This window comes from Amycolatopsis sp. lyj-108 (genome assembly GCF_046549005.1).
In the GTDB taxonomy this organism is placed as follows: domain Bacteria; phylum Actinomycetota; class Actinomycetes; order Mycobacteriales; family Pseudonocardiaceae; genus Amycolatopsis.
Map to the genome: position 1 here is coordinate 22726 of NZ_JAJPWQ010000008.1, position 22112 is coordinate 44837.

Annotated in this window: 19 protein-coding genes and 1 riboswitch; of the genes, 9 read left to right on the forward strand and 10 right to left on the reverse strand. The window is 67.4% G+C overall.

Features of this window, described 5'->3' with window-relative positions; all coding sequences use genetic code 11:
• Positions 1-55: 55 nt before the first annotated feature.
• From ACLJO0_RS26980 to rsmA, 5 genes are all read right to left on the reverse strand, one after another.
• Positions 56-1747 carry a fatty acyl-AMP ligase gene (locus ACLJO0_RS26980; protein WP_410581285.1) on the reverse strand — a complete coding sequence of 564 codons (1692 nt, stop codon included), beginning with the start codon at positions 1745-1747 and terminating at the stop codon, positions 56-58.
• A 51-nt stretch (positions 1748-1798) separates the two neighbouring features.
• Positions 1799-3574, reverse strand: coding sequence for an ATP-binding cassette domain-containing protein (locus ACLJO0_RS26985; RefSeq protein WP_410581286.1), 1776 nt, complete (start codon positions 3572-3574; stop codon positions 1799-1801).
• Between the two features lie 67 nt (positions 3575-3641).
• A complete protein-coding gene (locus tag ACLJO0_RS26990; RefSeq protein WP_125791768.1) occupies positions 3642-4607 on the reverse strand; it encodes a 4-(cytidine 5'-diphospho)-2-C-methyl-D-erythritol kinase in 966 nt (321 codons plus the stop codon).
• A 122-nt stretch (positions 4608-4729) separates the two neighbouring features.
• Positions 4730-5740, reverse strand: coding sequence for a methionine ABC transporter ATP-binding protein (locus ACLJO0_RS26995; RefSeq protein ID WP_410581288.1), 1011 nt, complete (start codon positions 5738-5740; stop codon positions 4730-4732).
• Positions 5741-5950: 210 nt separating this feature from the next.
• Positions 5951-6041, reverse strand: a riboswitch (SAM riboswitch).
• A gap of 247 nt (positions 6042-6288) precedes the next feature.
• Positions 6289-7125: a 16S rRNA (adenine(1518)-N(6)/adenine(1519)-N(6))-dimethyltransferase RsmA gene (gene rsmA / locus ACLJO0_RS27000; protein ID WP_410581290.1), complete on the reverse strand. Its 837-nt coding sequence runs from the start codon at positions 7123-7125 to the stop codon at positions 6289-6291.
• A 40-nt stretch (positions 7126-7165) separates the two neighbouring features.
• Here rsmA and ACLJO0_RS27005 point away from each other — a divergent pair, with 40 nt between their 5' ends.
• Positions 7166-7750, forward strand: coding sequence for a GNAT family N-acetyltransferase (locus ACLJO0_RS27005; protein ID WP_410581292.1), 585 nt, complete (start codon positions 7166-7168; stop codon positions 7748-7750).
• A 145-nt stretch (positions 7751-7895) separates the two neighbouring features.
• On the forward strand, positions 7896-8918 hold the full coding sequence (locus ACLJO0_RS27010; protein WP_410581293.1) for a DUF222 domain-containing protein: 1023 nt from the start codon (positions 7896-7898) through the stop codon (positions 8916-8918).
• A 62-nt stretch (positions 8919-8980) separates the two neighbouring features.
• Here ACLJO0_RS27010 and ACLJO0_RS27015 read toward each other — a convergent pair whose 3' ends face one another.
• The 3 genes from ACLJO0_RS27015 to metG form a co-directional block, all read right to left on the reverse strand.
• The gene (locus tag ACLJO0_RS27015; RefSeq protein ID WP_410581294.1) at positions 8981-10360 is read right to left on the reverse strand and encodes a transglycosylase family protein; all 1380 of its coding nucleotides are present in this window, start codon (positions 10358-10360) and stop codon (positions 8981-8983) included.
• A 413-nt stretch (positions 10361-10773) separates the two neighbouring features.
• Positions 10774-11610 carry a TatD family hydrolase gene (locus ACLJO0_RS27020; protein ID WP_410581296.1) on the reverse strand — a complete coding sequence of 279 codons (837 nt, stop codon included), beginning with the start codon at positions 11608-11610 and terminating at the stop codon, positions 10774-10776.
• A 7-nt stretch (positions 11611-11617) separates the two neighbouring features.
• Positions 11618-13411 carry a methionine--tRNA ligase gene (metG, locus tag ACLJO0_RS27025; RefSeq protein WP_410581298.1) on the reverse strand — a complete coding sequence of 598 codons (1794 nt, stop codon included), beginning with the start codon at positions 13409-13411 and terminating at the stop codon, positions 11618-11620.
• A gap of 62 nt (positions 13412-13473) precedes the next feature.
• Here metG and ACLJO0_RS27030 point away from each other — a divergent pair, with 62 nt between their 5' ends.
• The 5 genes from ACLJO0_RS27030 (at position 13474) to ACLJO0_RS27050 (ending at position 18015) form a co-directional block, all read left to right on the forward strand.
• A complete protein-coding gene (locus tag ACLJO0_RS27030; protein WP_410581299.1) occupies positions 13474-14067 on the forward strand; it encodes a PadR family transcriptional regulator in 594 nt (197 codons plus the stop codon).
• Positions 14068-14156: 89 nt separating this feature from the next.
• On the forward strand, positions 14157-15167 hold the full coding sequence (locus ACLJO0_RS27035; protein ID WP_125791761.1) for an ATP-binding cassette domain-containing protein: 1011 nt from the start codon (positions 14157-14159) through the stop codon (positions 15165-15167).
• Complete coding sequence (locus tag ACLJO0_RS27040; RefSeq protein ID WP_125791760.1) at positions 15157-15921, forward strand: ABC transporter permease; 765 nt, start codon at positions 15157-15159, stop codon at positions 15919-15921. Before ACLJO0_RS27035 ends, ACLJO0_RS27040 begins: the two co-directional genes overlap by 11 nt.
• A gap of 92 nt (positions 15922-16013) precedes the next feature.
• Positions 16014-16628 (forward strand): glycoside hydrolase family 25 protein, encoded by a 615-nt coding sequence (locus tag ACLJO0_RS27045; RefSeq protein WP_125782683.1) that lies wholly within the window; start codon positions 16014-16016, stop codon positions 16626-16628.
• Between the two features lie 109 nt (positions 16629-16737).
• Positions 16738-18015 (forward strand): aminodeoxychorismate synthase component I, encoded by a 1278-nt coding sequence (locus ACLJO0_RS27050; protein WP_410581302.1) that lies wholly within the window; start codon positions 16738-16740, stop codon positions 18013-18015.
• 1 nt (position 18016) lies between these two features.
• Here the strand turns inward: ACLJO0_RS27050 and ACLJO0_RS27055 are convergent, their stop codons facing one another.
• The gene (locus ACLJO0_RS27055; protein WP_410581303.1) at positions 18017-18976 is read right to left on the reverse strand and encodes a quinone oxidoreductase family protein; all 960 of its coding nucleotides are present in this window, start codon (positions 18974-18976) and stop codon (positions 18017-18019) included.
• A 177-nt stretch (positions 18977-19153) separates the two neighbouring features.
• On the opposite strand from ACLJO0_RS27055, the gene ACLJO0_RS27060 reads away from it, so the two are divergent.
• Positions 19154-19630 (forward strand): QsdR family transcriptional regulator, encoded by a 477-nt coding sequence (locus ACLJO0_RS27060; protein WP_410581798.1) that lies wholly within the window; start codon positions 19154-19156, stop codon positions 19628-19630.
• On the opposite strand, the gene rsmI is transcribed toward ACLJO0_RS27060, so the two are convergent.
• Positions 19627-20463 (reverse strand): 16S rRNA (cytidine(1402)-2'-O)-methyltransferase, encoded by an 837-nt coding sequence (gene rsmI, locus ACLJO0_RS27065; RefSeq protein WP_410581305.1) that lies wholly within the window; start codon positions 20461-20463, stop codon positions 19627-19629. The genes ACLJO0_RS27060 and rsmI overlap by 4 nt on opposite strands.
• A 68-nt stretch (positions 20464-20531) precedes the next feature.
• Here rsmI and ACLJO0_RS27070 point away from each other — a divergent pair, with 68 nt between their 5' ends.
• Positions 20532-22103, forward strand: coding sequence for a dolichyl-phosphate-mannose--protein mannosyltransferase (locus ACLJO0_RS27070; RefSeq protein WP_410581306.1), 1572 nt, complete (start codon positions 20532-20534; stop codon positions 22101-22103).
• Positions 22104-22112 lie beyond the last annotated feature (9 nt).

The following is a 22112-nucleotide window of genomic DNA, read 5'->3' on the forward strand; positions in this document are numbered from 1 at the left end:
GGGAGGTGCTGCGAAAGGGCCGGGCCGCGATATTCGCGGACCCGGCCCTTTCGTGTCAGCTGGTCGCCGCGTTCTTGGCGATCTTGTCCGCGAACTGGGTGGCGGTCGCGGCCCGCTTCACCTTGCCCGAGGGCGTTTTGGGCAGGCTTCCCGCCGGAAGCACCACGACCGCGTAGGGCCGCATGTCGACGGCGCCGCGCACCTTGGCCGCGACCTCCTTCGCCAGCGCCTTCTCCGTTTCCGGGTCCCCGGCGAGTTTCGATTCGACGACGACGGCGAACCGCTCTCGGCGGCTGCCGGCGTCGATCCGTACGGCCACGGCGTTCCCCGCCCGGACCCCCTCGACCGAGGTCGCCGCCCGTTCGATGTCGGTCGGGTACAGGTTCCGGCCGCCCATGATGATGACGTCCTTGCGACGGCCGCAGATCACGATCATGCCGTCGACCAGGTAACCGAGGTCGCCGGTGAGCAGCCAGCCGTTCTCGTCCTGTGTCGCGAGCGGGCCTTCCATGGTCAGGTAGCCCGGCGTCACGGCCTCGCCGCGCAGGCGGATCTCCCCGACCTCGCGCTCGCCGAGCACGGTGCCCTTGTCGTCGACGATCTCGGCTTCGAGCCCGTCGAGCGGCGGCCCGAGCACCGCGAAGGACCGGACCTCATCGGTCCCGCGCCGCGGGTCGCCTTCGTGGACCGGCACCGCGCGGTTGTCCGCCTCGAGCGCATCGGCCTCGATGACGTCCAGTGTCAAACCGGTGAACAACGGCGCGAACGAAACCGCGAGGGTCGCCTCCGCCATGCCGTACGCCGGGAAAACGCACTCGGCGGGCATCTTGAACCGGGACCCCGCCTCGACGAACGTCTGCACGGCCGTCTCGTCGATCGGCTCGGCGCCGTTCAGCGCGATCCGCAGCTTCGAGAGGTCGTAAGCGTTGTCGTCCTCGACACGGGCCATGCGCCTGCCCACGATCGCGTAGGCGAAGTTCGGCGCGGCCGTGGTCGTGCCGTTGTACTTGCTGATCAGCTGCGGCCAGATCAACGGTCCCGACAGGAACTCGAGCGGCGTGATCTTGACGAGTTCGACACCGAACGTCATCGGGACCGTCAGGAAGCCGACCATCCCCATGTCGTGGAACGTGGGCAGCCACGAGACCATCACGTCGACGTCGAAATCGAACTCTGCGCGTTCGACCATCGCCTTGACGTTCGAATACAGGTTTCCGTAGGTGATCCGAACGGCCTTCGGGTCGGCCGTCGACCCACTGGTCAGCTGCAACAGCGCAGTGTCCGATTCAGCTGTCGGCACGGGCTCCGCCAGCGGTTCGGCCTCGAGCAGCTCGGTGATGACCTGGAAGGCGATGCCGTGCTCGGTGAGTATCGGCGCCAGCTGGTCGAACGGCTCACCGAGCAGAACCAGGCCGGATCCGATCATCCGCAGCACACGAACGGTGTCCTCGGCCCATTCGGCGAGGTCGGTGCGCTGCGTGGGCTGGTGCAGCATCGTCACGCTGCCACCGGCGAGCCATACCGCCTGAACCGTCGGCGCGATCAGCGACGGCGCCGCCGCCAGGACCGCCACCGCTTTACCGGGCTCGAGCCCGGCCGTCACCAAACCGCCGGCGACCCGCTTGGCTTGCTCGTGGATCTCGGCCCATGTACGCCGAACCGGCTCTTTGGGCTCCCCGGTGACCATTCCCCGCTGCTGACCTCGCCCCGCCGCGGTGGCGACGAGCGTGTCCACGAACCGACTCATGCGCGTCACACTACTGTCCGCGCCGAAAGACGCGCTCGCCGTCGAGTGAACTCACTCCGCGGCTTCGGAGGTCTCCAGCCACTGGGCTTCGACCTCCTCCTTCTCCGTCTCAACGGCTTTCAGCTCGGTGTTCAGCTCGATGAGCTTCGACGGGTCGGTGGCCGCGCCGAGGAGTGCCGCATGCAGCTTTTCTTCCTTCGCGTGCAGCTGGTCGAGCTTGCGCTCGAGGCGGGACAGCTCCTTCTGTGCCGCTCGCTGTTCCGCGGCGCTCCTCTTGGGCCCGGAAGCCTGCCCGTTGCCCTGTTTCCGGTCGACACCGGCCTTCTCAAGGCTCTTGGCGCGCCGGTTCAGGTACTCCTCGATCCCGCCAGGCAGATGCGTCACCTGCCCGTCCCCGAACAGGGCGACGATCGTGTCGCAGACGCGTTCCACCAGATACCGGTCGTGCGAAACGACGACGAGACTGCCCGGCCACGAATCGAGCAGATCTTCCAGCTGTTGCAAAGTGTCGATATCGAGATCGTTCGTCGGTTCGTCGAGCAGCAGCACATTGGGCTCCGCCATCAGCAGACGGCACAGCTGGAGGCGTCGCCGTTCACCACCGGAAAGGTCTTCGACCGGCGTCCACTGCCTCGACGCGGGGAACCCCAGCTTTTCGGCCAGCTGCGAAGCGGTGAGCTCCTGCTTACCGAACACGACCCGCCCCGAGATCTCTTCGATCGCCTGCAGCACCCGCAGATCACCCGGCAGATCGTCGAGCTCCTGCCGCAGATGCGCGAGGCTGACCGTCTTGCCTTGGATGCGCCGACCCGTCTCGGGCTCGGTGTCACCGCCGAGCAGCTTGAGCAGTGTCGTCTTGCCGGACCCGTTGACGCCGACCAGACCGATCCGATCGCCGGGCCCGATCCGCCACGTGACGTGATCGAGCAAGGTGCGGTCGCCGCCGACGGTCAACGTGGCGTCCTCGATCTCCAGCACGGTCTTCCCCAGCCGGCGCCGGGCGAACGTCTGAAGTTCGACCGAATCCCGCGGCTCCGGCACGTCGGAGATCAAGGCCTCCGCCGCCTCGACGCGGTAGCGCGGCTTCGACGTCCTGGCCTGCGGGCCGCGACGCAGCCATGCGAGCTCTTTACGTGCCAGGTTCTGCCGCTTTTCCTCGGCCGTCGCCGCCAGCCTCGCCCGCTCGGCCCGCGCGAAGATCCAGTCCGCGTATCCGCCTTCGTACTGCTCGACGCGACCGTTGGCGACCTCCCAGGTCACACTCGCGACCGTGTCGAGGAACCACCGGTCGTGGGTGACGACCACGACCGCGATCCTGCGGTTGAGCAGGTGATCCGCGAGCCAGCGCACACCTTCGACGTCGAGATGGTTGGTGGGCTCGTCGAGCACGACGAGGTCCAGTTCACCGGTGAGGGCCGCCGCCAACGCGACGCGGCGCCGTTCGCCACCGGACAGGTTCGCCGTCGCCTTCTCGATTCCGAGAGCGGTGATTCCCAGACCATCCATAATGGACCTGACTCGCGCGTCAGCGGCCCACTCGTGCTCCGCGCCGTAGCGCTCCAGCACGACGTCTCCGACCGTGCTGCCGTCGGGAAGTTCGGTCCGCTGGGTGACCACGGCCATCCGCAAGCCCCGAACTTGACTGACACGTCCCGTATCCGGCTCGGCGATCCCCGCGAGGACCTCCAGCAGCGTCGTCTTCCCGCCCCCGTTGAGACCGACGACGCCGATACGCTGCCCCTCCGCCACACCGAGCGAAACACCGTCGAGCAGCGGGCGCACCCCGAAGGACTTGCTCACCGACTCCAGGTTGACCAAGTTGGCCATGCCTCAGCCGATCCTTTCCAAAAAGCTTGCAACACAACGAATTAGTCGGTGTCCATTTCGGACACCCTCATGCGTGGACCCGAGGCGGCGACGGTCGCGGCGCGTCATCCCCGCCGACCAGCCGGGCTCCGGGGACCGGCCCGTGTGCGACACGCACCGTGCGACAGACCCCCGCACCGGACAGCTCCGCGGCGACCTCGACGGCCGACTGCGCGTCCGCGCAGAGAAAGGCGCAGGTCGGCCCGGATCCGGACACGGTGCCGGCGAGCGCACCCGCGTTGACCCCGGCCCGCAACGTGCGCCGCAGTCCCGGACGCAACGAGACGGCGGCCGCTTGCAGGTCATTGCCGAGAAGCAACGCCAGCTGCCGCGGATCACCGGACGCCAGCGCCTCGACCACCGGAGTGTGCGAACCGATCCGAGGCGGGCTGCCCTCTTCACGCAACCTGTCCAGCTCGCCGAACACCCGCGGAGTCGAAAGACCACGCTGGTCGAACGCCAGAACCCAGTGGAACGTATGCCTCGACAAGACCGGCACCAGCTGCTCGCCTCGGCCGGTACCCAACGCCGTTCCGCCGTAGAGCGCGAAAGGAACATCGCTGCCGAGCTTCGCGGCGATACCCGCCAGCTCGTCGCGGGAGATGTCGAGCTTCCAAAGCGACGCGAGGCCCACCAGGGTCGCGGCCGCGTCGGCGCTGCCGCCGGCCATTCCGCCCGCTACCGGGATGCCTTTGCGCAGCACCACTCGGACCTTGGACTCGCCGTCCGCCTTGCCGACGTGGGCCGCCAGTGCCTGCGCCGCCTTCCAGGCGAGGTTGTTGGCCCCTGTCGGCACGGCACCTTCACCTTCGCCGTAAACCTCGACGCCTGGGTCTTCAGTGACCGCGACGGTCACCTCGTCGGTCAGGGAAAGCGCCTGGAACACGGTCACCAGCTCGTGGTAGCCATCCGGGCGTACGTCACCGACCGACAGGTGCAGGTTGACCTTGGCGGGGACCCTGACGGTCACTGGGGGCGGTACGACGGCGAGCACCAGTCAAGACTACGTGGCCGCTCCACTTCTGCTGTCACCAGGAGAAAAGAGAACGGGACGTGTCAGACACGAAACGGGCCGCCCGGACAGCTTTCGTCCTGGACGGCCCGTTCGCGGCGAAATCAGGCGGCGACGCCCTGCGGTCCGCGGACCGAGTGGGTCACGTGGCCGCCGCGTTCGGCGATCCAGGCGAGCGCGGCGTCCGCGCGCTCACCGCGCACACCGAGGCGGAACCGGCCGACCGGCGTGTCACCGATCCGGGTCAGGCCGCCGCCGATGGTGGCGAGTTCGACGTCGAAGCGACCGGCGGCTTCCGGCAGCAGCGCACCGACCGAAGCGAAGCCGACGAGCACGACGTCCACCGCGCGGTCGTACTTCGAGGCCTGCGCCCGCCCGGTCTCGATCGCGGGAAGCAGCGCCTGCGCGGTCCGGCTGTTCGGGTCGGAAACCAGGTCGAGCACGGTTCCCCGTTCGATGATCGCCCCGGCCTCCAGTACCGCGACGTCATCGCAGACACGGCGGACCACGCCGGCGTCGGGAGTGGTGAGTAGCACGGTGACTCCGAGCTCGGCACGCGCCCGGTCGAGCACGGTCAGGACCGCGCCGGACTCCTCGGGCTGCACACCCGCGGTCGGGTCGTCGGCCAAGAGCACGGACGGCCCGGCGGCGAGAGCCTTGGCGATGGCCACCCGGCGCAGCTGCCCCTCGGTCAGGTCGCCCGGCCGCTGCCCCGCCCGGGGAGTGAGCCCGACCAGGTCGAGCAGGTTGCCGACCCGGTTGCGGCGCTGCGGACCGTCGAGGCCGAGCTGTTCGAGCGGCGAAGCGATGTTGCCGGCGATGGTGCGCTCGGCGAGCAATTCCGGTTTGGTGCTCACGACACCGACCTGACGGCGGATCTCTCGAAGACGACGTCCGTCGAGGGTTCCGGTGTTGAGGCCGTCGAGCCGGACGACGCCGCGGTCGGGGCGCTCCTGCAGGCCGATGCAACGAGCGAGGGTCGACTTGCCGGAGCCGGCCGGACCCACCACTCCGAACAGCGAGCCCGCTTGGATGTCCACGCTCACATCGCGCAGGGCGACGACGGGATTTCCGTTGAGGGGAAAGGATTTGGACAGGTTTTCGACAGTGATCACGAAGGGCTCCATGCGCATGGGGCGCTGCATCTTTCGAGCGCGCCGACCGTCACCGAGTAACCGTCCGGAACGGACGGATTCAGAGATAAGGGAAAGAACTCAGGCAGTAACGGTGGAGCGTCGACACGCACTTACCGTGCGGCGACCTTCATCGACAACGCGTCGCCTGGTCAGCAGGAGCGGGTGGGTGACCCTGTTCATTAGGCACAGCCTCCATCGGTCCTGGCTGTAGCACCTGCCCTGTGGAGGGTGGTTGCTGCGACTTCGGCGAGCCAGGTCTCTCAGTCGCTCGGGATGGTTCACTGAGTAAAACCGATCCCACTGGATGAAAGCAAGCGCGTAGGCGCAGATCACACGTCTGGTCGCGTCCATCATACAGGATCCGCTGTCCATATTATGAGACAGTGATAGGCGCCCTTGGACTTCGGCAGGGGCGCTGCCTGCTAAGACGCGTCGGGCTCAGGCAGATCGAGAAGAAGACTTACGCACTCGTGCTGACCTTGACCAACTCGCGTCGGCGCGGTGCCGGTCACATCTGCCGCGGTCGGTCAGACGGCCGCGGCGGCGATCCGAGCGAACTCGTGCACGTCCAGCTGCTCTCCGCGGGTCTTGGGGTCGATCCCCGCCTTTTCGAGCAGCTCCCCCGCGCGCTCGGCGGAACCGGCCCATGACGCCAACGCGGCGCGCAAAGTCTTCCGCCGTTGGGAGAAGGCGGCGTCCACCACTGCGAACAGCCGCTCCCGGTCGACGGACGACACCACTTCGCCCCGCTCGAAAGCGACCAGTGCGGAATCCACATTCGGAACCGGCCAGAACACCGCACGGGGCACCGCGGCGACCTTGCGCGTCTTCCCGTACCAAGCGAGCTTGACGCTGGGCACGCCGTAAGTCCGGCTCCCCGGCCCTGCCGCCATCCGATCCGCGACCTCGGTCTGGACCATCACGAGGCCGCTGGTCAGCGACGGCAGCTCGGCGAGCAGGTGGAGCACGACGGGAACCGCGACGTTGTACGGCAGATTCGCGACGAGCGCGGTCGGCTGCGTGGGCAGGTCGTCCGCCGTGATCCGCAAAGCATCCGCACCGACGACCTTCAGCCTTTCGGCCCCGCCTCGTTCGGCCACGGTGTCCGGCAGTCGCTTCGCCAGCACGGGATCGATCTCGACCGCGACGACCTCGGCACCGGTCGCGAGCAGTCCGAGGGTCAGCGAGCCGAGACCCGGCCCGACTTCCAGCACGACGTCACCTTCGCCGATCCCGGAAAGATCGACGATGCGGCGCACGGTGTTGGGATCGTGCACGAAGTTCTGGCCGAGCTTCTTGGTCGGACGTACGTCCAGCTCGGCCGCAAGCGCCCTGATCTCCGCAGGGCCGAGCAGTTCAGTCACCCGACGATCGTAGTCAGCCGTGGCAAGCCACGATTGGCCGGTGGACGACGTCGTACTCGAAGGTGAGAAAGTCCGGCTGCGCGACTGGCGGCCAGCCGATCTCCCCTCACTCGAAGACCTGCTCGATCCCGCGCGGCCTTGGCACAAGACCAACGGGCCCTACTTCGGCACCCCGACCGCGGCTGCTGTCGCATCCACGGCCATCGAACTCACGACCACCAAGGCCGAACGGCCCGATCCCCGCACCAGCCTCGCCGTGTGCGACCTGGGCGACGGCAGGTTGATCGGCCGGGTCAGCTGGTACTGGGAAAGCCGGCAGACCGACTGGCGGCGGATGGGACTGGTCATCTACGACGAGCGGTACTGGGGCGGCGGATTCGGCACCGAAGCCTTGCGTCTGTGGACGACGTACCTGGTCTCCCGCACCGACACGCTGCGCCTGGACTTCGCGACGTTCTCGGGGAACCCGGGAATGATCGCCGTCGGACGACGGCTGGGTTTCGTCGAAGAAGGCCGGTTCCGGCGCGCTCGACGCTGGTCCGGCGGCGTGCACGACGCCGTCGTCTACGGGGTGCTCCGCGAGGAGTGGGAACAGCTCGACCCCTCAGGCAGGGGTCCGACGTGATCCGCCCCCATCATCCTTGTGGCGTTTCGAACTGACACCTATCCCACTCCAGGGTGATACGCGCAGGTCGGCGCCCCCGGAGGGTAATGATCATCCACCCGATCGATACCGTGCATTCGTTCGAATTTGCCTCGACAATCGAGGGATGACCAGCACAAACATTCCCAAGGCCTTCCCGCTCAACCTGCCGGAAGGTGACGCCGAACTGCTTCTCGACGAGTTGCAGACACGGCTACGCGAAGGGCGACGTCTGATCGCCGAAGTCGGCCAGATCCTGGCCGAGATCGAGTCCCGTGGTGTCCGTGAGCTCTACGGATACAACTCGATCGCCGCCTTTTACGAGCATGTGGCCCGGGTGCCTCGAGCGGAGGCCCAGAAGGTGACCGCTCGAGCGGTCGCGCTCAATTCGAGACGGGTGCGCGACGGCACGTCGATCGACCCCGTCGCGCCTTTGACCGGTACTGCGGCCTCCACCGGCGCGCTGGCCGAGGCCGGCATAGACCGGATCGTCACCGTCATGAAGCGGCTGCCCGACCACCTCACCGCGAGCACGCGCCACGAGGCCGAGAAGGGCCTGGTCGAGCTCGCCTGCGTCGCCAGACCACGCGACGTGACGGTGGCGGGGACGGAGTTGCTCGCCCAACTCGACCCGGACGGGAACCCCAAAGAGGATCCCAGCCCGAAACTTCAGCGAAGCGAGTTCTGGTTACGTCAGAAGCGCACCGGTCGTTGGGACCTGCGTGGCAACCTCGACCCCGAAACAGGCGCCCGCCTGAACGCGCTTCTGGTGCCGCGGGCGTATCCGGCTCCGAACGGAGCAGCCGACGACCGCACGCCGGCGGAGAGACGCGGTGACGCACTCTCGGAGATCGTCGATCTCGCGGAAAGCAGCCCGGACATCCCGACGCCCCGACAGGCGTCGGAACGGGTCACCGAGCAACCTCCACCCGCGGAGCCGACCGCGACCCCGGTAAGCCGCCCCAGACCGCCCCAAGCACGGTCTCAGGGCGACCAAAGCCCACACCGTGGTGACGGAGGCGTACGCGAGGGCAACGAGGCCCAGCGATCCCGGAATGTGGCCCACCTACGGCCGCCTCGCTGGTGGGCACGACTGTCGAGACCGAGATCCGGAGGCGCTACGCCGCCGCAGGAGCCCTTAACGGCCTGAAGGCCACCTTGCGGGGACGGAACCCACACGATGGCCTTCAGGAAAGGAGAACTATTCGGCGGTCAGGCCTTCTTGCCACAGTGCGGCCAAGCGCCGTAGCCACCGCGGTCCTCACGGACCTTCTCGGCGACAGCGATCTGCTGGGCCTTGCTGGCCTGGTGCGGGTACGCGGCGTACTGATCGCCACCGTAGGCATCCCAGGTGCTCTTGTTGAACTGCAGGCCACCGTAGTAACCGTTGCCGGTGTTGGCGGACCAGTTGCCGGTCGACTCGCACTGCGCGATGCGATCCCAGGCACCGGCGTCCCCGATGACCGGATCGGCGGGCTTCTTCGTACCGACCTTGACGATCTTGGGCTTGGCCTCGGTGATGACCTCTTCCGAGACCTTCTCGCGGCCGACCTCTTTGCCATTGCGGTTGGTGACCTTGTAGGTCACGGTCTTCTGGCCCGGAGTGCCCGGGTCTTCGACCTTGGTCTTGCCCTTTTCGAGCTCCGGGTCGTCGACCTTCTGCTCGGGCGGAGCGATTTCCTCGTTCTGCTTGACCATGGTGACGCCGGTCCGGCTGATGTGGACCTCGGCGCCGTCGACCAGCTTGACGTCGAGGCCGCCGACGGCCTCGTCGTCCGGGCCGAGGGTCATCCGGAGCTCACCGAGGAATTCCTTGGTGGTGACCGAGTTGGTCTGAACCTTGCGCGGGTCGTTCGCGCCGTCGTAGATCATGACGTTCTTGAGCGTCTTGACCTCGACGGTGGCGCCCTCGAGCGGCAGCTCACCGTTCTGCGGGAGCGACGTCCAGGTGCCGGCCTTGGCGAGGTCTGCGCGACCGAGCTGGTTCAGCGCTTCGCCGAGGTTGGTCGCGCGGACCCAGGACTCCTGCTGCGGTGCGCCGTCGACGATCAGGTTGAGCTTGCGGCCGCGCTCCAGCTTGATGACGCCGCCGTCGCCTACCTCGGCCTGCGGCGAGGGCGAGAGCGAGTCGTGCGCGCCGACCGAAAGACCGGCGTCTTCGAGGACCTCGCCGACCGTGTCGCCGAAGCTGTGGACGGTCTGCTGCTTGCCGTCGATGTCGAGCGTGACGCTCTTGTTCATCGCCATCGCGGCCGCGCCGCCACCGCCGAGGGTGAGCAGCACCGCCATGACGGTTCCCTTGAGGAACCGCTTCTTCCAGACGCGGGTCGCGCTCGAAATGACCTCGTCCTTGGTCGCGGCCTTCATCGGCGCGCCCGCGGTGCGGTCTTCGGCCAGCTCGTCCGGAATGACGATCGGCGGAAGCATGGTGGTCTCGGCGCTGATCAGCCGGATCAGCTCGTCGACGTCGACGTTGATCTCGGCCATCAGGGTGTCGGCGTCGGGGCCGAGTGCGGCCAGGACGTCCTGATGCGTGATGCGCGGATCGTCGGAGTAGTCCAGCTGACCGTACTGAGTGTCGCGGTCGAGCACGGCAACCGAACCGGAGGAAGCGAAGGTGTTCGTCTCTGCGCCGAGGCGCGAGCCATCCTGCCTACTGCTACCAGTCACTGGGTCGTTCCCTTTCCCAAGACGTCGAGGAGTTCTACAACCACTCCACTACGTCCTTCGTCTCGATGCGCACTTCGGCACACCTCTAGAAGTCCGACACCCGCAGCCAGCGCCATCGTCACGGTTCCAGGCCGTACCTCTCCTGGTCCCGCTTCCCCGACGTGCACTGACGTGACTGTGGGCGTAACAGCCGGAAACCGCATGAGCGGGTACCGACCGGCACGATCACGGGACAGTAACGAACCTCGCCGGGTTGCGCAAACACCGCCCGGAGTGTCGTGACGTTGGTCACTCATCAGAGTGGACCATTGCTGATCACTAATGTCGCAATCCGTTCAACCGGCGGTGACTGTCGGCAAACCGAAGACCCGCTCAGCGGTCACTCGCACCGATTCGGCCACCTCGTGCACCGCTTCGCCCCTGAGCGAGGCGAGGTGGCGAACCGTGTAGGCGGCGCAGTAGGGCTCGTTCGGTCGCCCACGGAACGGATGCGGCGTCAGGAACGGCGCGTCCGTTTCGACGAGGTACTGGTCAGCCGGCACGATCCGTGCCGCCTCGTGGAGTCCGCGGGCGTTGCGGAAACTGACCGTTCCCGCGAACGAGAGGACATATCCCGCGTCGACGCACCGGCGTGCGATGTGCTCGTCCCCCGAGAAACAGTGGAAGACGACGCGGTCGGGCGCCCCCTCTTCCTCGAGGATCCGGAGGACGTCGTCGTGAGCGTCTCGATCATGGATCATGAGCGGCTTGCCGATCCGCTTGGCGAGATCGATGTGCCACCGGAAGGCATCCTGTTGCGCGTCGTGAGGCGAGTAGTCCCAGTAGTAGTCGAGGCCGGTCTCGCCGACCGCGACCACTCTGGACTCCTTCGCGAGACTCTCCACTTCGGATTTCTCGGCCTCGCCGAATTCCTTGGTACGCGTGGGATGGATCGCGACGGCGGCCCACACCCGAGTGTCCCAAGTGGACGCTTGCGCGGCCCAGCGAGCAGCCGCGAGATCGTCCGCGACGGTGATCACCCGTGAAACACCGGCGCGTTCGGCGCGGTCGACCATGGCCGTCACATCGGCCGCGGTGACCGCGCCGCACGCGTCGAGGTGGGTATGCGCGTCCACCACCGAAACCGGCAACCTGTCCGGGATCGGCGGCAGCTCCTTCTTCTCCGCACCCATCAGCTGATCATTTCGAGATCGGCGCCCATTCGGGACCGGTCTCGCCGAGTTCCGGGTCCAGCTTGGCGAACAACGGGGTCGGCTTCTCCAGCGGCTTGCCGACCTCGATCGGCACGGACTTCCAGCGCGCCTGCTCGGTCTTGTAGTCCCCGGTGATGATGGGGTTGATCCGGCCGGGGATGTCGAGGTCCTCGACTTCCTGCAGTTCGGGCTGGGCCGCCCAGACACCGGTGCCGCCGAGTGCCTCGTGCACCTTCTGCGCCGAGTGGGGCAGGAAGGGGGTCAGCAACGTGTTGGCGTCCGAGACGACCTGCAGCGCGGTGTGCAGGACACTGTCGCGGCGAGCGGGGTCGTCCTTGAGCTTCCAGGGTTCCTGATCCGAGAGGTACCGGTTCGCGGCGGTGACGACGCGCATGGCCTCGCCGGCCGCGGCTTTGAACCGGGACCGCTGGAGGTGGGCGCCTGCGGTGTCGAACGCCTTGCGGGAGAGCTCCTTGAGCTCCTCGTCGGCGGCCGTGGGCGCGTCGGGACGCGGAATGGCTCCGACGTTCTTGTGGGCCATGGAGATGGACCGGTTGACGAGGTTGCCCCACTCGTTGGCCAGCTCGAAGTTGGTCCGGCGGACGAATTCGTCCCAGGTGAAGTCGGTGTCCTGGGTCTCGGGACCCGCGACCGAGATGAAGTACCGGAGCGTGTCCGGGCCGAACTCGCGCAGGAAGTCGTGGACGTAGATGACCGTGCCGCGCGAGGTCGAGAACTTCGAGCCGCTCATCGTGAGGAACTCGCTGGAAACGATCTCGTCGGGCAGGTGCAGCTTGCCGTACTTGCCCGCCACGCCGCCGCGGTCACCCTCGCCGTTGTGGCCGAAGAGCAGCGCGGGCCAGATCTGGGCGTGGAAGGTGATGTTGTCCTTGCCCATGAAGTAGTAGGAGCGGGCGTCCGGGTTGTTCCACCACTCCTGCCAGGCGTCCGGGTTGCCGGTGCGGCGCGCCCACTCGACGCTCGCCGAGAAGTAGCCGATGACCGCGTCGAACCAGACGTAGAAGCGCTTGAGCGGCTGGTCGCGCCAGCCGTCCAGCGGGATCTTCACGCCCCAGTCGAGATCGCGGGTGATCGGCCGCGGCCGCATGTCGTCGATCAGGTTCTTCGTGAAGTTGAGGACGTTCGGGCGCCAGTCGGTCTTGCTGGACAGCCACTTGCCCAAGGTTTCGACGAACGCCGTCAGGTCGAGGAAGTAGTGCTCGGTCTCGACGAATTTCGGCGTTTCACCGTTGATCCGCGACTTCGGGTTGATCAGCTCCGCGGCGTCGAGCTGGTTGCCACAGTTGTCGCACTGGTCGCCGCGCGCGCCGTCGTAACCGCAGATCGGGCACGTGCCCTCGATGTACCGGTCGGGCAGGGTCCGGCCGGTCGACGGGCTGATCGCGCCCCGGGTCGTCTTGGGGACGACGTAGCCGTTGCGGTGCAGCGCGAGGAAGATCTGCTGCGTGACGTCGGCGTGGTTACCCGTGGTGGTGCGGGTGAACAGGTCGTAGGTGAGACCGAGTCCCTGCAGGTCCTGGCCGATTTGACGGGTGTACTTGTCGGCCGTCTGCTGGGAGGTCATGCCTTCTTTGTCGGCCTGGACGGTGATCGGGGTGCCGTGTTCGTCGGTACCGGACACCATGAGCACCCGGTTGCCGGCCATTCGCTGGTAGCGGGAGAAGACGTCGGACGGGACGCCGAATCCGGACACGTGGCCGATGTGGCGGGGGCCGTTGGCGTAGGGCCAGGCCACCGCAGTCAACACTGGGGTGCTCATGCTTGTTTAGCCTACGGACGTCGTCTAAGGCATTGTTGTCCGGGAGAGGATCGGAGGCCTCGGTGTCCGCCACGCGTCTGCTGGTGCTGGGTGTCGTGCGCATGTACGGGAAGGCACACGGCTACCAGGTCCGGCGCGAACTTCTCTCGTGGGCGGCCGACAAATGGGGCAATGTCCAGCCGGGTTCGATCTATCACGCATTGAAGAAGATGACCACCGAAGGCCTGCTGGAACAGGTTGAGGACGTCGAGGCGGGCGGCGGGCCCGATCGGACCGCGTACAGGCTGACCGAAGACGGCGAGACCGAGTTCCTCGTGCAGCTGGGCAGGGCGTTGTCGAGCGACGACGCGACCGGGTACTCGCTGTCGGCGGCGGTCACGTTCATGCCGACGTTGCCCCGCGCGCAGGTCCTGGCCCTGCTGAAACAGCAGCTGGCGAATATGGAAGCGCACGCCCAGTCGACTCATTACGCCCGCGAACACGCCGTCGACCTGGGGAAACCGCCTCACGTGAGTGAGCTGTACCGCCTGTGGAGCGCGCACGCGGAAGCGAACGTGACGTGGATGCGGGATCTGATCGGCCGTCTCGAAGCCGGCGAGTACGTGATGGCGGGCGAGGGCGACGACGAACCGGTGTTCGGCGCACCGCCCAAGTAAACAAATTTGACTACGGAACGACACCTGGGGCACAGTGCGTCCGGTCGACTAGTCAAACTTGACTAGTCGAGCATCGGAAAGGGGTAAACATGATCAAGGCACGCGGCCTTGAGCGGCGTTTCCGCCGCAAGGGCCGCAATGGGGGCGAGGTCCACGCCGTCAAAGGCGTCGATCTCGACGTGTCGGCCGGAGAACTGGTCGGCTTCCTCGGACCGAACGGCGCCGGGAAGACCACGACCCTGCGCATGCTGACGACGCTCCTCAAGCCCACTGCGGGCGAAGCGACGGTCGGTGGCTGTGACCTGCTCACCGACCCGCTGGGGGTGCGCCGTCGAATCGGCTACGTCGCCCAAGGCGGCGGCACCGCACCGGCGAGCAAGGTCGTCGAGGAGATCGAGTTCCAGGGCAGGCTGTACCGGATGAGCAAGGCGGACGCGCTCGCACGCGGGGCCGTCCTCGCCGAGCAGCTGGACCTGGCCGGCCTCGACCAGCGCACGACCGCGACCCTGTCGGGCGGGCAGCGCCGTCGGCTCGACATCGCGCTTGGGCTCATCCACTCACCCGGTCTCGTCTTCCTCGACGAACCGTCGACGGGGCTCGACCCGCAGAGCCGGGCGAACCTGTGGGACCACATCCGCAGGCTGCGCGACGAGCAGGGAGTCACGGTCTTCTTGACGACGCACTATCTGGACGAGGCCGACGCGCTCTCGGACCGGCTGATCGTCATCGACGACGGGAAGATCGTCGCCGAGGGAACACCGGACTCGTTGAAGGCGAGGGTTTCCGGCGACAGTGTCGTGATCGGGGTCTCACCGGAATCGGCGGCGGAGACCGCGGAGATCGCGGGCCGCCTCGAAGGAGCGCACGAGATGACCGTCACCGACGGCACCGTGCGGTTCCGGGTGCCGCGCGGGGACACCGCGATGCCCGAATTGCTGCGGGCGCTGGACTCGCGCGGCATCGCGATGACGTCCATGCAGGTGCACCGGCCGACGCTCGACGACGTCTTCCTGACTCTCACGGGACGGAGCCTGCGCGACGCCGAAGAGGGCGCGCCGGTCGACGACGCCGCCGAAAAGGAGGCCACGCATGTTGCATGACACCTGGTTGATCTTCCGCCGTGACATGCTCGCGGCGTTGCGCAACCCGACGTGGCTCGCCATCGGCATCATGCAGCCGCTCCTCTATTTGTTCTTCTTCGGGCCGCTTCTGGTGAAGGCGCTCAACGCGCAGGGCGTGTCCGATGTGGACGGCTGGATGATCTTCACTCCGGCGATCATCGCGCAGCTCGCGCTGTTCGGCAGTTCGTTCGTCGGGTTCGGGCTTCTCGCGGAGTTCCGTTCGGGCGTGGTCGAGCGGATGCGGGTCACGCCGGTGAGCCGGGTGGCGTTGTTGCTGGGCAAGGTGCTCGCCAACGCGCTCCAGACCGTCGTCCAGGCGTTGCTCATCATCGCGCTGGCGTATCTGGTCTTCGACCTGAACGCGCCGTTCGGCGGCGTCGTGCTCAGCCTGGCGATCGTCTTCCTTCTGTCGGTCACGCTGGCGTCGTGCTCATACGCGCTGGCACTGACTCTCAAGAGCGAAGACGCCTTCCCGGCTTTGCTCAACGCGGTCCTCATGCCGTTGCTGCTGCTTTCCGGAATCCTGATCCCGATCACCGCGGGCTCAGCGCCGGAGTGGCTGTACACGATTTCCCGGATCAATCCGTTCCGGCATGTGGTGGATGTCGAGCGGAACAGTTTCCGCGGCGACTTCTCGATGGACGCGTTGTTCACCGGGAGCGTCGTGGTGCTGGTCATGGCCGTTCTGGCCATCTGGTGGGGCGCGAGGACGTTCCAACGCGAAAACGCCTGAGACACGCTGTACCGAAAGGTCACCTCACGGCCGGTCCGCCGACGTAAGGTGACCTTTCGGTCGTACTGGGGCGAAATTCGAGGCAGGTGAGTTTGATCGATCCGGAAGGTGAGCACGGCGTCACCCTGTCCCACCGCGAGACGGTGACGGACTGGGCGGCGGTGCGCGGTGCCGACATCCGGTTCGCGTCGGTCACCGTCACCGAGAACACCAACTGGCGGGACGTCGCGGCGGAGCGCAATCTGGCGGGCGCGCAGCACGCCGGAATCCACACCGGCGCACGGCACTACGCACGACCCGGCGCCGTCCACGACCAGGCCGACCATTTCGTGCGGACGGCGAGCGCGCTCGGCGCCTTCGCACCCGGTTCGCTCGCGCCTGCGCTCGAAGTGGAGGCGCCGAGCGTCGACGACCGGTTCATCAAGGCGTGGATCAAACACGTCAGGCACGCCGCGCGCGTCGAACGCGTTCTCGTGTACGCCGGGCTCGACTGCTGGACGAACCGCTTGCGGCCGGACAAGTGGGCGGACAGCGAAGTGGTGTTGTGGCTGGTCAGGCACAACGAGATCCCGGGAAGGCCGGGCTGGTTCCACTCGCGGCTGGGACTGCACCAGCACGGTTTCGGCACCGGGCTGCCCGGTGTGGACGGACCGATCGCGCAGGACGCCGTGGTCTACCCCTTCAAACTCACGGATGTGCTTCTGTAGTGCCCGCTCCGTGACGACGGATATGCGTGTTGTCACCGCATGGTCGCGGATCTCACTTTCCGGCGGAGGCGGGTTGCGTTTCCGGCCACTCGAACGGTGACAATGTCGCGTGCGGTTGATGTGCCGGATGCTGCGGACGGACGTCGGGCCCGAACGGGCACTGACGGTTCTCGGCGTACGCGCCAGGAACCTCGGACTCGCGCCGCCTGCCGCGCTGTGCGGAGACTGGTTCTCTTCGCGCGCGGTCATCGCGCTGAGCGCTTCCCTGACTCCCGTCCGGGATGCGGCCGAAGCCTTCTCGATCCCCGCTCGGATGCCTTTCGTTCGTGACGCGGTGCCCGGCGCCGTCGGAGGCGGCTGGTTCGGTTACCTGGGTTATGACCTGATCGATCCGTCGGGCCGTTCCGGCGCGCTTCCTCCGGCGGCCTGGGGCTGGGTCGACAGGGTGCTGCGGCTGGACGCGGACGGTTCGTGGTGGTTCGAAGCCTTGCTTGCCGACGGCGACCCGGATCCGGTCGACGAAGTGGTCGCGGTGGAATCCGCGCTCGCCGAGGTTCCCGAAGCGCCGACTTGGAGTTCCGGCCCGTTGTCGCGTCCGCTTCCGTCGGAGCACTACGACGCGGTCAAGGCGTGTGTGCACGCGATCGAAGCCGGCGAGCTGTTCCAGGCGAACATCTGCGCACGCTTCAGCGGAGAGTTCACCGGCGATCCGATCGCCTTGTTCGCCGAAGGCGCCCGTCGCCTCGGAGCCCGCCGGGCGGCGTTCCTCGGCGGCGACTGGGGCTCGGTCGTCTCGTTCTCCCCTGAACTTTTCCTTGCCAGGAAAGGACAACGTGTCCGGTCGACGCCGATCAAGGGCACGCTGCCGCGGCGGGACGCCTCGGATGAGCACCTGGCGCAGCGCCTTCGGGAATCCACCAAGGACGTCGCCGAGAACGTGATGATCACCGATCTCGTCCGCAACGACCTCGGCCGGGTTTGCGCCACCGGCACGGTGCGTGTCCCCGAACTGCTCGCGGTCCGGCCCGCGCCGGGCGTCTGGCATCTCGAGTCCACTGTGGAGGGATCGCTCGCCGAGGGGATCGACGACGCGGCCTTGCTCGCGGCCACCTTCCCGCCGGGTTCGGTGACGGGCGCGCCGAAGATCCGGGCGCTGGATCTGATAGCCGAGCTGGAACCGGCCGCGCGCGGCGTCTACACCGGCGCGATCGGACTCGCGTCGCCGATCGCCGGGCTGGAACTGAACGTCGCGATCAGAACCTTCGAAATCCACGAAGGCACGATCGAACTGGGAGTCGGCGGCGGGATCACCGCCGACTCCGACAGCGAAGCGGAATGGCAGGAATGCCTGCACAAATCCGCTCCGCTGGAGCGTCTGCTCGGCTGAGCTACTTGGCAGGGTCCAGCAGGAGCTTGCCCATCGTGCCGCGCGACCGCAGGGCCTCGTGGGCGGCGCGTGCGTCGGACAGCGCGTACTCGCCGCCGGCGATGGCACGAACCCGGCCCGCGAGCGCCAGTTCGAAAAGCTCGTCGAGCGCGCGGCCGAAGACGTTTCCGGGGAGTTTGAAGGCGTGCGGCAACCACATGCCGGACACGGTGGTGCTGTGCCCGAGGAGGTTGCGGGCCTCGATCGGCTTCGGCTGCTCGCGGCTGGCCATGCCGTAGAACGCGAGGCGGCCGAACGGCGCGAGGGCGGCGATGCTCTGGTCCGTGACGGTGCCGCCGGTCATGTCGAGCACGATGTCGACACGCTTGCCGCCGTTCGCCTCGCGAAGCGCGTCGGTCATGTTCTCGGCGCGCGAATCGATGGCGACGTCGGCGCCGAGTTCGAGCGCGAGGGCGCGCTTCTCGTCGCTGCTGGCGGTCGCGATGACCCGGCTCGCTCCCCAGGCTTTCGCGAGCTGCACGGCGATGGAGCCGACCCCACCCGCGGCCGCGTGCACGACGACGGATTCGCCGGGTTCGAGGTGGGCGGTCTTGCGAAGCAGGAGCGAGGCGGTGGCGCCCTGGACGATGAAGGACAGCGCGGTCAGGTCATCGACGCCGTCGGGCACCTCGAAGCTGGTGACCTCGTCGGCCACCGCGCGCTCGGCGTAGCCACCGCCCCCGTTGAGCAGCGCGACGACACGCTTGCCGTCGGCGGTCCGGCCGACGACCTCGCCACCGGGCACGAGCGGGAGCTTGCTCGGCGCGAGGTAGGAGTTCTCGGCCTGGTGCGTGTCGGCGTAGTTGACGCCGATCCGGTCGACCTCCACCAGCAGCTGCCCCGGGCCGGGGACGGGATCGGGCAGATCGACGAGGTTGAGCACCTCGGGTCCGCCGAATTCGGTCACCTGTACTGCGCGCATCCGCATCCTCCTCGTCGAGATGAGACATTCTTGCATATGTCTCATCCCTGAGACATGGCGTGATATGTTTCACTCATCGAAACCGCACTAGAACGCCAGCTGACTTCGCCGCGCCCAGACGCTCTGCGCGCGTTCACGATCGCGCGCGCCCGGTTCCTGGAAGGGCGCCGGGTGGACATGGGCGACCTCGCGGGCGAGCTGGGGATCAGCCGCGCCACCCTGCACCGATGGGTCGGCGGCCGGGATCAGCTGCTCGGCGAGATCCTGTGGTCGATGACCGTTGAAGTCTTCGAAGCGCGTGCTTCGGGCAAACTCGGACGCGGCGCGGAAGGGATCGCGGAGCTCGTCGGCACCTTCGTCCGGACTGTGAACGGCTCGAAACCGTTCCGGGAGTTCCTGCGCAACGAGCCGGAGCGGGCGCTGCGGATCCTGACGACGAAGGCCAGCGTGGTGCAGAGTCGCGCGATCGCGAAAATGCGCGAGTTCCTGGACGAAGAGGTCGAGGCCGGACGGCTCGCCCCGCCCTTGCCGGTCGAGGATCTCGCGTACCTGCTGGTGCGGATCGGCGAGTCGTTCATCTACACCGACGTCATCACCGGCGCGGAGCCCGATGCCGCGAAGGCGTATGCGGCCGTGACGGCCTTGCTGTCCTAGCTCTTACGAGAGGCGAGCACGGCGTCGTAAAGCTCCTTCTTCGACACACCTGTCGCTTCGGCGACTTCGGCGGCGGCGGACTTGAGGCGTTCACCGGCCGCGACCCGCGACGAGACTTCGGAGACCAGGTCCTCGACGCTCACCGAACGCGGCGGCGCACCCGAGAGAACGACGGTGATCTCGCCCTTGACCCCGTCTGCGGCCCAGGCGGCCAACTCCGGCAGATTGCCGCGTTTGACCTCTTCGTAGGTTTTGGTCAGTTCGCGGCACACGGCGGCTCGACGGTCGGAGCCCAGGACTTCGGCGGCGTCGGCGAGCGTGCTCGCCAGGCGGTGCGGAGACTCGAAGAACACTGCCGTGCGGGGCTCGTCCTTCAGCGAACCGAGCCATTTCGCGCGTTCACCGGGTTTGCGCGGGGCGAAACCTTCGAAACAGAAACGGTCACACGGCAGGCCGGACAGCGCGAGCGCCGTGGTCACCGCGGACGGGCCGGGAAGGCAGGTCACCGGCACGTCCGCTTCGACACAGGCCGCCACCAGGCGGAATCCGGGATCCGAGACGCTCGGCATGCCGGCGTCGGTCACCAAGACCACCGTTTCGCCCGACTTGAGCGATTCGAGCAGTTTCGGCAGGCGCGCGGTCTCGACATCCTCGTAGAAGCTGACCACGCGGCCGACCGGCGAAACGGCGAGGGCGGCGGTGAGGGAGCGCAGGCGACGGGTGTCCTCCGCGGCGATCACGTCGGCCGTCGCGAGAGCTTCGGACAGGCGCGGCGAAGCGTCACGGACGTCTCCGAGCGGGGTGGCTGCCAGCACGAGGCGTCCTTCGGTCATTCCCGAAGGTTAACCGGTTCGCAGATCCGGACACCGAGTTCACTCTTCCGCCCGTAGGATCATGCCCCGTGACCGCACTGCTGACCCGTGACAACGAGAGCATGCGGCCGGATCCGGTCGACGCGTTCCGGCCACCGAGCGATCGGGAGGCCTCACTCCTCGGCCGCGGCATGCCGACCGATCGCCTGCGCGGCTGGGTCGTCACGCTGGTGCTGACGCTCATCGGCGGCATCGTCCGGATCCAGAACCTGGGAACGCCCACGGACAAGGGCACGCCGGTCTTCGACGAGAAGCACTACGTCCCGCAGGCGTGGCAGATGCTGCGCAACGGCGGTTACGAAGACAACTACGGCTACGAACTGATCGTGCACCCGCCGCTGGCGAAACATCTCATCGCGATCGGCGAGTGGCTGTTCGGCTACAACGCCTGGGGCTGGCGGATCATGCCCGCGCTGGCGGGCACGCTGATCGTGTTCCTCACCATCCGGATCGCCCGGCGGCTCACCCGTTCCACCCTGCTCGGCGCGGTCGCCGGGATCCTGGTGATCAGCGACGGCGTCCTGCACCTGCAGTCACGCATGGGCATGCTCGACATCTTCATCGCGTTGTTCGTACTCGCCGCGTTCGCCTGCGTGCTGTGCGACCGCGACCAGGTGCGGCGGCGGCTCGCCGTGGCCGTCCGCGAAGGCTGGATCGACGAATCCCGGTTCGGCCCGAAGCTGGGTTTCCGGTGGTGGCGGTTCGCCGGCGGCCTGATGATCGGGCTGACCTTCGGCGTCAAATGGTCGGCGCTCTATTACATCGCCGCCTTCGGGCTGCTCACCGTGTTCTTCGACGTGGCCGCGCGCCGGGCCGCCGGCGTGCAGCGGCCTTGGGTCGGCACACTGCGCCGCGACGTGCTGCCCGCGCTGTGGGCGATCGTCGTCATCCCGATCCTGGTGTACCTCGCCTGTTACTGGGCCTGGTTCGCGAGCGAGACCGCGACCGACCGCAACTACGTGGCGATCAAGGACATCGACCCCGGTTTCTGGGCGTGGATGCCGCCCGCGTTGCGGTCGCTCGGCGACTATTCGATGAACGTCCTCGACTTCCACGCGAACCTGGTGACTCCCAAGGACAAACCGCATCCATGGGAGTCGAAGCCGTGGACCTGGCCGATGGGGCTGCGGCCGATGCTCTACGCGTACGCGGGTGGCACCGACGCGACCGGATGCGGCGAGTCGACCTGTGTGCGGGCGACGATGCTGATCGGGACGCCGGCGATGTGGTGGCTGGCGCTGCCGATGCTCGGCTGGAGCGTGTGGCGGTCGGTCTTCCGCGCGGACTGGCGCTACGCCGCCGTGCTCGTCGGCTACCTGGCCGGGTTCCTGCCCTGGTTCACCAACCTCGACCGCCAGATGTACTACTTCTACGCGACGCCGCTGGCACCGTTCCTGATACTCGGGTTGACGCTGATCCTCGGGCACATCCTCGGCGGCGCGAAACGCGGATTCGAACGCCGGGGCACCGGCATGCTCGTCGTCGCCCTCTACGTGGGGCTCGTCGTGGCCAATTTCGCGTGGTTGTGGCCGATCCTCAACGGCAACGCGATCACCAACGAGCACTGGAACGCCGAGCTGTGGCTGCCGTCCTGGAAGTGATCCTCAGCT